The sequence below is a fragment of the Streptococcus sp. ALY_208 genome, assembly GCF_058314295.1.
Map to the genome: position 1 here is coordinate 1 of NZ_JBZFUI010000011.1, position 8,963 is coordinate 8,963.

Annotated in this window: 7 protein-coding genes; all 7 read right to left on the reverse strand. The window is 39.4% G+C overall.

The genetic code is table 11. The annotated features are described in order from the left end of the window. Positions 1–269 precede the first annotated feature (269 nt). On the reverse strand, positions 270–2,771 hold the full coding sequence (gene leuS / locus AC4HAI_RS08800; protein WP_491079728.1) for a leucine--tRNA ligase: 2,502 nt from the start codon (positions 2,769–2,771) through the stop codon (positions 270–272). 124 nt (positions 2,772–2,895) lie between these two features. Next, positions 2,896–3,918, reverse strand: coding sequence for a ketol-acid reductoisomerase (gene ilvC / locus AC4HAI_RS08805; protein ID WP_491079729.1), 1,023 nt, complete (start codon positions 3,916–3,918; stop codon positions 2,896–2,898). Between the two features lie 64 nt (positions 3,919–3,982). After that, complete coding sequence (ilvN, locus tag AC4HAI_RS08810; protein ID WP_491079730.1) at positions 3,983–4,465, reverse strand: acetolactate synthase small subunit; 483 nt, start codon at positions 4,463–4,465, stop codon at positions 3,983–3,985. After that, the gene (locus AC4HAI_RS08815; protein ID WP_491079731.1) at positions 4,458–6,161 is read right to left on the reverse strand and encodes an acetolactate synthase large subunit; all 1,704 of its coding nucleotides are present in this window, start codon (positions 6,159–6,161) and stop codon (positions 4,458–4,460) included. The genes ilvN and AC4HAI_RS08815 overlap by 8 nt, the downstream gene beginning before the upstream one ends. A 206-nt stretch (positions 6,162–6,367) precedes the next feature. Beyond that, positions 6,368–8,044, reverse strand: coding sequence for a DAK2 domain-containing protein (locus AC4HAI_RS08820; protein ID WP_491079732.1), 1,677 nt, complete (start codon positions 8,042–8,044; stop codon positions 6,368–6,370). Further along, positions 8,044–8,409 (reverse strand): Asp23/Gls24 family envelope stress response protein, encoded by a 366-nt coding sequence (locus AC4HAI_RS08825; RefSeq protein ID WP_491079733.1) that lies wholly within the window; start codon positions 8,407–8,409, stop codon positions 8,044–8,046. Before AC4HAI_RS08825 ends, AC4HAI_RS08820 begins: the two co-directional genes overlap by 1 nt. 125 nt (positions 8,410–8,534) lie before the next feature. Further along, the gene (gene rpmB / locus AC4HAI_RS08830) at positions 8,535–8,723 is read right to left on the reverse strand and encodes a 50S ribosomal protein L28 (RefSeq protein WP_491079734.1); all 189 of its coding nucleotides are present in this window, start codon (positions 8,721–8,723) and stop codon (positions 8,535–8,537) included. Between the last annotated feature and the right edge of the window lie 240 nt (positions 8,724–8,963).

Below are 8,963 nucleotides of genomic sequence, written 5' to 3' on the forward strand. Positions count from 1 at the left end.
CTTCATAAAATCGGAAAATCTTATGAAGAATTCAAACATGAGAGGAATACCTCTCAACCACTATTATAACCAATTTTCACTTATCTGACCGATTTTTTCAAGACATTATCAATTTCGATTGACAGCCTTTTGGAAAGTTTTTTTCCCTACAGGCATTCCGTCGCTTCTCAAGCTACATTAGTGTAGCACCTCTCAATGGGGTTTGTCAAGGATTTTTTGCTATTTTTAAAGCTCCATCCTATTTAGAATGAAGCCTGAATCTAATCTATTTATTTAATAACAATATTAACCAATTTATTTGGTACTGCTACAACTTTAACGATATTTTTACCTTCTATTTCAGCCTTGATTTTATCGTTATTTAGAGCAATTTTTTGGAGATCTTCTTTTGAAAGATCCATAGCAACCATGAGTTTAGCACGGACTTTACCCTGGATTTGAACCACAATTTCAACTTCATCCTCGGTAAGCATACTTTCATCCCATTTTGGCCAAGCTACGTAAGAAATTGAGTCTTCTGTATCGGTAAGATGTTGCCACAATTCTTCACCTAAATGAGGAGCAAATGGTGCCAATAATTGTACAAAGCCCTTAGCATAATCTACAAAAAGTTCTTCCTCTTTATTCGCAGAATTGACAAAAACCATAAGTTGAGCTAATGCCGTGTTAAATTTCATAGCATCAATTTGCTCTGTGACAGTTTTAACAACTTCGTTGTAGACTTTATCTAGTGCACCATTGTTTTCCGAAGTAATCTCCTTGCTCATTATTAGACGATAAACACGGTCTAAGAATTTACGACTTCCTTCAAGACCTTCTTCCGACCAAGCAATTGAGGCATCTAAAGGTCCCATGAACATTTCATAAACACGCAAAGTATCTGCACCATACTGTTCAACAACATCGTCTGGATTAACGACGTTTTTGAGGGATTTAGACATTTTTGCAGGCGCCTGCTCTAGCTCTTCACCAGTTTCAATATTAAAGAAAGCACCATCACGTTTTTCAACCTTATCTGTTGCAATTAAAGCGCCTCTCCCATCACGATAGCTTGCGCCTAGTATCATTCCTTGGTTGAAGAGTTTTTGGAATGGCTCCTTGGTTGGAACTACGCCTAGATCATAGAGGAATTTATGCCAGAAGCGAGCATACAGCAAGTGAAGAACCGCATGCTCTGCTCCGCCGATATAAATATCGACTGGTAACCAGGCCTTAAGGAGATCTTCATCAGCAAGCTTTTCGTCATTATGTGGATCGATATAGCGTAAGTAATACCAACTTGATCCTGCCCATTGTGGCATGGTGTTAGTTTCACGACGTCCTTTCACGCCATCTTCACGAGTAACTTCCAGCCAGTCGGTCAAGTTAGCTAATGGAGATTCTCCAGTCCCCGAAGGTTTGATATCAGATACTTTTGGAAGTACTAGTGGCAATTCATTTTCTGGAACCGCTGTAGAGGTACCATCATCCCAATGAATAATTGGAATTGGCTCACCCCAATAACGCTGGCGACTGAAAAGCCAATCACGTAAACGATAGTTAATTTGTTTTTTTCCAAAGCCTTTTTCTTCTAGAAATTCAATAATTTTTTCAATGGCTTCTTCCTTATCCAATCCATCAAGAAATTCTGAGTTGATGTGCGGGCCATCTTCTGTCCACGCCTCTTTTTCAACATCTCCACCTTCAAGTACCGGAACAATATCCAAGTCGAAAGTTTTAGCAAATTCCCAGTCACGGGTATCGTGTGCTGGAACTGCCATGATAGCTCCTGTCCCATAGCTTGCTAGGACATAGTCAGAAATCCAAATTGGAATTTTGCGCCCATTAACCGGATTAATTGCATATGCACCTGTCCAAACACCTGTTTTGTCCTTATTGAGGTCTGTACGAGCCAAATCAGATTTCAAACTAGCTTGGTGCTTATACTCCTCAACAGCTTGTCTCTGCTCAGAAGATGTAATAACATCTACTAATTCATGCTCAGGTGCCATCACTGCATAAGTGGCACCAAAAAGTGTATCCGGACGTGTAGTAAACACAGTAAAAGATTTATCCGTGCCATCAACCTTAAAATCAATATGAGCTCCTACAGATTTTCCAATCCAGTTACGTTGCATATCCTTGATAGACTCTGGCCAATCCAAATCATCCAAATCACTTAACAAGCGTTCTGCGTAAGCTGTTATTTTAAGCATCCATTGACGCATAGGCTTACGAACAACAGGATAACCACCACGTTCAGATGTCCCATCAGGGAGAACCTCCTCATTGGCAATTGCTGTACCAAGTTCTTCTACCCAGTTTACTGGAACCTCTGCTTCATAGGCCAACCCTTTCTCATAGAGCTTTGTAAAAATCCATTGAGTCCATTTGTAGTAATTTGGATCAGTGGTATTAACTTCACGCTCCCAATCGTAAGAAAATCCTAAAGCATTAATTTGACGTTTAAAATTTGCAATGTTTTGCTTTGTAAAATCTGCTGGATTATTACCTGTATCCATAGCATACTGTTCTGCTGGCAAACCAAAAGCATCCCAGCCCATAGGATGTAAAACATTATAACCCTGAGCACGTTTGTAACGACTCAGTATATCTGTTGCCGTATAGCCTTCTGGATGTCCGACATGAAGACCTGCACCAGATGGATACGGAAACATATCTAGTGCATAAAAATTAGGCTTCGCTGCATCTGCAGTTGTCTTAAAAGTGCGATGTTCCGCCCAAAATTTTTGCCATTTAGATTCAATTTCTTTATGGTTATAGAAAGACATAGAGTAGTTCTCCCTTATATATAGTCCTCGTGATTATATCATTTTTAACAGTTTTTTTAAATGCTAGGACAAGGTATTGTCCCAAAAACAAAAAAAGACCCTACGGCCCTTTTTGATAATCATACTAATTATAAATCTTGAAAGCATCATCGTCGTTTTGATTGACAAATGGCATTGCTTTCCGAAGTTCAGCACCAACTTTTTCAATTTCAAGATTAGCAGCTTCTTCACGAAATGCTTTCAATCTTGGGAATCCAGCATCATGGTCTTCAACGAATTCACGCGCAAACTTACCTGATTGGATATCAGCAAGAGCTGCTTTCATATTTTCTTTTACTTCCGGACCAATAACACGAGGTCCAGTTACAAAATCACCAAATTCAGCCGTATTTGAGCATGATTGACGCATTTTCTTAAAACCACCTTCATAGATGAGGTCCACAATTAATTTCATTTCATGAAGAACTTCAAAATAAGCCAATTCTGGTGCATATCCCGCTTCTGTCAACACTTCAAAACCTGCTTCGATAAGATGAGTCAAACCACCCATAAGAACAGCTTGTTCACCAAACAAATCTTCTTCCGTTTCTTCTTTGAAGGTTGTAGTCAAAAGTCCAACACGAGCTGATCCAATGCCTTTAGCCCACGACATAGCAATATCTTTAGCATGACCCGTTGGGTTTTGATAGACTGCATAAAGCGCAGGGACGCCAAAACCTTCAGTATAAGTACGACGTACAAGATGACCAGGTCCCTTAGGTGCAACCATAAATACATCTACATCTTCTGGAGCTTTGATATATTCAAAATGAATATTAAACCCATGTGCAAATCCAAGAGCTTTACCAGCTGTCAAATTTGGTGCAATTTCATCTTTATAGATATCTTTTTGAATTTCATCTGGAGCCAAAATCATGATAACATCTGCTAACTTTGTAGCTTCTGCAACTTCATAAGTTCCAAAACCATCCTCTTTTGCCTTATCAAAGGATTTACCAGAACGAACACCAATAATAACATCATAGCCTGAATCACGTAGATTTTGCGCATGTGCATGCCCCTGAGAACCATAACCAACTACTGCAATCTTTTTGCCTTGAAGCGCATCAACTGTCACATCATTTTCATATTCCATAGTTACTGCCATAATTATATACTCCTATCTATATCATACTGCCCATCGGGCAAAAGTTAACGTAAATCTAACAATTTTAAGATAAATCTCTAGAAAATCCTGTCGTACCAGTACGGGCTACATTTTGAATACCATACGGCTTAACAACTCTGAGTAAAGCCTCCACCTTATCCATATCCCCTGTCACCTGGATAGTGATGGACTTAGGTGCTACATCCACAACACTAGCCCTGAAAGGTTGAATCACGGCTAAAATTTCGGCACGTTTATTAGTCGGCGCCGCCAACTTAATAAGGACAACTTCACGCTCTATATGAGGCATATCCGTAATGTCACGAACTCTTACAACATCAATCAACCGGTTTAGTTGCTTAATAATTTGCTCAACATCATCTAAGCTATCCACATCAATAATAATCGTTATCCTAGAAATGTTGCGTTCATCAGTTTTACCTACCGAAATAGACTCGATATTAACCTGCCGTCTAGATAAAACACCTGTGAATCGATTCAACACACCAGTTGAGTTTTGAAGTTTTGCTGTTAGCATTCTACGCATTGAACTTCACCCCCAACATCTCAGCATTTGACTTACCTGTAGGTACCATCGGATATACATGCTCACGGTTTGAAATGTTGATCTCAATCAACATAGGTTTGTTTTCTTTAATGACTTTCAAATCCTCTTCCAAAGTTATTGGATCTGAAAAACTATAATGCTTAATACCATAAGCTTCAGCCATCATCTGGAAATTAGGTTCAGCATCAAAGGTAGATTCACTCCTATGTTCATCATAAAATGATTCTTGCCATTGCCTAACCATTCCCAAAGAATGATTATTGATTAACACAACTTTAATCGGTACTCGATAGCCATTTAAAATAGCCAACTCTTGATTAGTCATCTGAAAACCACCATCACCAACAAAAAGAACGACCTCTTTGTCAGGATTTGCAAGTTTGGCCCCAATAGCAGCAGGAATTCCAAAGCCCATGGTCCCAAGCCCACCAGAAGTTATCAGCTGTCTCTCATGTTTATAAGGATAAAACTGTGCTGTCCACATCTGATGTTGACCAACATCTGTCACAACAATAGCCTCTCCATGTGTCAACTCACCTATAATTTCTATCGCATGCTGAGGCTTGATAATATTATCGTCAAAATCATAAGAGAAAGGCGCTTTAGCCTTTTTTTCTAAAACTTCCTGAGTCCAAGCCTCATGACGTGTCTTCACAGTATCAGATTCCAATAATAATTCTAAAGCCTGCTTAGCATCACCTACTATTGGGATATCTGTTGCTACCACCTTACCAATCTCAGCAGGATCAATATCAATGTGAGCAACTTTTGCGCCCTTGGCAAATGTCTTAGGATTACCTGTCAGACGGTCAGCAAATCGTGATCCGAAGTTAATAATAAAATCCGCTTCATGCATCGCCATATTAGAAGCATACGAGCCATGCATACCTCCCATACCTAGGGATAAACGATGATCAACCGGCATAACTCCTAGACTAAGCAATGTAGAAACAACAGGAATATCATAACGTTCTGCAAACAATTGAAGTTCCTCAGATGCCCCAGCATAATTAACACCCCCACCCGCAATAATGACAGGCTTTTTAGAACGTTTCAGCTCAGACAATATTTTCTCAACTTGTAGTGGATTGGGCTCAACTGTTGGCTGATAACCAGGGACATTTACTGCAGGATCATCAATCGCTGTAACCACTTTTTCAGAAATATCCTTCGGCAAATCAATAACAACCGGACCGGGACGGCCTGTTGTAGCAACATGGACAGCCTCAGTAATGATTCTGGGAATATCCGCTGTACTTCTAACTTGATAGTTATATTTAGTAATTGGCATTGTAACACCAATAATATCCGCTTCTTGAAAAGCATCTTTACCAATACCAGGGGTAGCCACTTGACCGGTGAACACTAACATAGGAACACTGTCACTCATACCATCTGCAATCCCAGTAATAGCATTAGTTGCACCAGGTCCACTGGTCACAATGGCAACACCGAGCTTACCTGTCGACTTGGCAAAACCTTCAGCCTCATGCAAAGCACCTTGCTCATGCCGTGCCAAAATATGATTAATACCATCATGCTGATATATCGCATCATACAAGGGAAGAACAGCTCCACCAGGATAACCAAATACTGTATCTATACCTAATTCAACCAGAGTATCCAAGACTAATTCAGATCCATTTCTTGGCTTGTCTAATTTGATTTGGCCCATATACCCTCCTTTACTATATTTGCTAGAAAATTCTAACAATTCAAAAATCTTGATAATATCATATCATTTTCAAAAAATATTTCAAGGTTTATTCTGAAAATTATGATAATTTTTTAAAGAAAGATCGAATCTTGAAAATTGACACTAAACTTCTGCTGCCTAACAAAAAAATCTGAGATTTCTCCCAGATTTTCACCCATTCCACTTTACTCTGCACTCATAATATAAGGGTATACAGGCTGGTCACCTTGGTAGATTTCAACCTCAATATCCTCATATTGACTTTCAACCCAGGCAGAAACTTCCTCAGCTAGAGCCTTATCCCCTTCTTCACCAATATAAAGGGTAATGATTTCACTATCTTCATCAACCATCTTTTCAATCGTTTCAAGAAAAGCTGACTTCATGTCCGCTTCAGATACAAGAATTTTTCCATCAACCATTCCTAAGATATCATCTTGGTGTATCTCAAGTCCATCAATGGTGGTATCACGAACTGCCAAGGTAAGACTAGCACTAGTCACATCTGACAAGCGTGACGACATAGCAGCAACATTATTTTCTAAACTAGCTCCTGGATTATAAGATAATAAGCTAGCTAACCCCTGTGGTATTGTACGCGTTTCGATAACCGCAGCAGGAACATCTACGACATCTACCGCTGACTGAGCAGCCATAAATATATTTTTATTATTCGGCAAGATGATGACATTCTCAGCATTTATAGCCTCTATCGCTTCAACAATATCTTGAGTTGACGGATTCATAGTTTGACCACCAGAAATAATATAATCAGCACCTTGTGATTTAAAAATCTCTGCCAAACCGTCGCCAGCTACCACAGCAATAATGCCAAATAATTTTTTCTCAGCTGATTGCTGAGACAAATCACTATTAGCTACTTCTTTTTCAAGTTGAGCTTCGTGTTGTCCTCGCATATTGTCTACTTTGACCTTGACAAGGGCACCGTACTTAAGACCTTCTTGAATAACTAAGCCTGGATCCTCTGTGTGCACATGGACCTTAACAATTTCATCATCATTAACTACCAATAATGAATCTCCAAGATCACCAAGATAATTTCTAAAGGCCTCGTAGTCAAATTCTTTAACATAGGTAGGACCCTTACGAAGACCAATCATAATCTCTGTACAATAACCAAAGGTAATATCCTCAGTAGCTACATGACCTGCAACAGATTTATGATGCTCTGCATTAATCATCTCGCTCATGTTAGCCGGAGTAGCTGTAAACTCCTCTGATGCAATATATTCACCTGTCAGAGCAGCTAAAAAGCCTTCGTAAATATAAACTAAACCTTGGCCTCCTGAATCCACAACACCAACCTCTTTGAGAACAGGAAGCATATCTGGTGTTTTAGCAAGAGCTGCCTTTGCTCCATCGAGAGCTGCCCTCATAACTTCAATAGCATCATTTGTAGACTCAGCTTTTTTTATGGCTGCCACAGCGGCACCACGAGAAACTGTGAGAATAGTCCCTTCAACAGGTTTCATAACAGCTTTATAAGCTACTTCCACACCAGCCTGAAGAGCATCTGCCAAGGCTTTACCGTCCAGCTCACCCAAATCTTTAATCGATTGGCCAAAGCCACGAAACAACTGTGATGTTATGACACCAGAATTTCCACGAGCACCCATCAAAAGCCCTTTTGAAAGAATCTGGCCAACTTCTCCCACAGTCGAGGCTGGTCTGTCAGCCACAGCTTTGGCACCATTTTCGATAGTCATACCCATATTTGTCCCCGTATCACCATCCGGAACGGGAAAAACATTCAAAGAATTAACATATTCTGCTTGATTTCCAAGTCGAGTAGCCGCAGCTTGTACCATTTCCTGGAATAAGCTTGTCGTGATATTTGCCACTAATCTTCTCCTACAACTTTGATATTTTGAATATAAACATTGACAACATCTGCGTGAATACCAAGCTGATTCTCAAGATTGAACTTCACTCGCTCTTGAATATTTTTTGAGACTTCACTGATCTTCACACCATAACTCATAACAGTATAAACATCGACTGTAATACCTGCTTCCAGGGCCTTCACAACTACCCCTTTAGAGTAATTTTCCTTACGAAGGAGGGCCTGAAAGTTATCTTTGATGGCACTTTTACTTGCCATTCCAACAACCCCAAAAATCTCTGTTGCTGAACCACCAACGACTGTTGCAATAACGTCATCTGATAATTCTATTTGACCATCTTTAGTATTAATTTTTACAGCCATACTGCCACCTCTCAACATTTTATCAATTCATTCTATCATATTCTAAAGTTAAAGTACAAAGATTACCGCCTGCATCACAGCAACTTAAAAGGAGTCTCATATGAGACTCCTTTTAATGATAAGCATTAAACACGTTCAACTTTACCTGATTTTAGGGCACGAGCTGAAACCCAAACTTTTTTAGGTTTACCATCGATCATGACAGTCACTTTTTGAAGATTAGGTTTAACAGTACGTTTTGTTTTGTTCATGGCGTGGGAACGGTTGTTCGCCGAACGCGTTTTACGACCTGTAAAATAACATACTTTAGCCATTTTTACAATGCTCCTCCTATTTTATTTACTTACGGATGTGCTAGCACCACATACTAAACTAGTCTATCAGATTTTATCAGACTTAGCAAGTTATTTAAAAAATAATTCACTTATCTATCATTCGAAAATGATAATGTCTTAGCTAGGTCGAATGTGAAAATGTCCCGTCTGGTAAACTAGAAAGATGAGGAAAATAGAACTAACTATGATAGAGTCAAAGAAATACCTAGTCATCAAAGC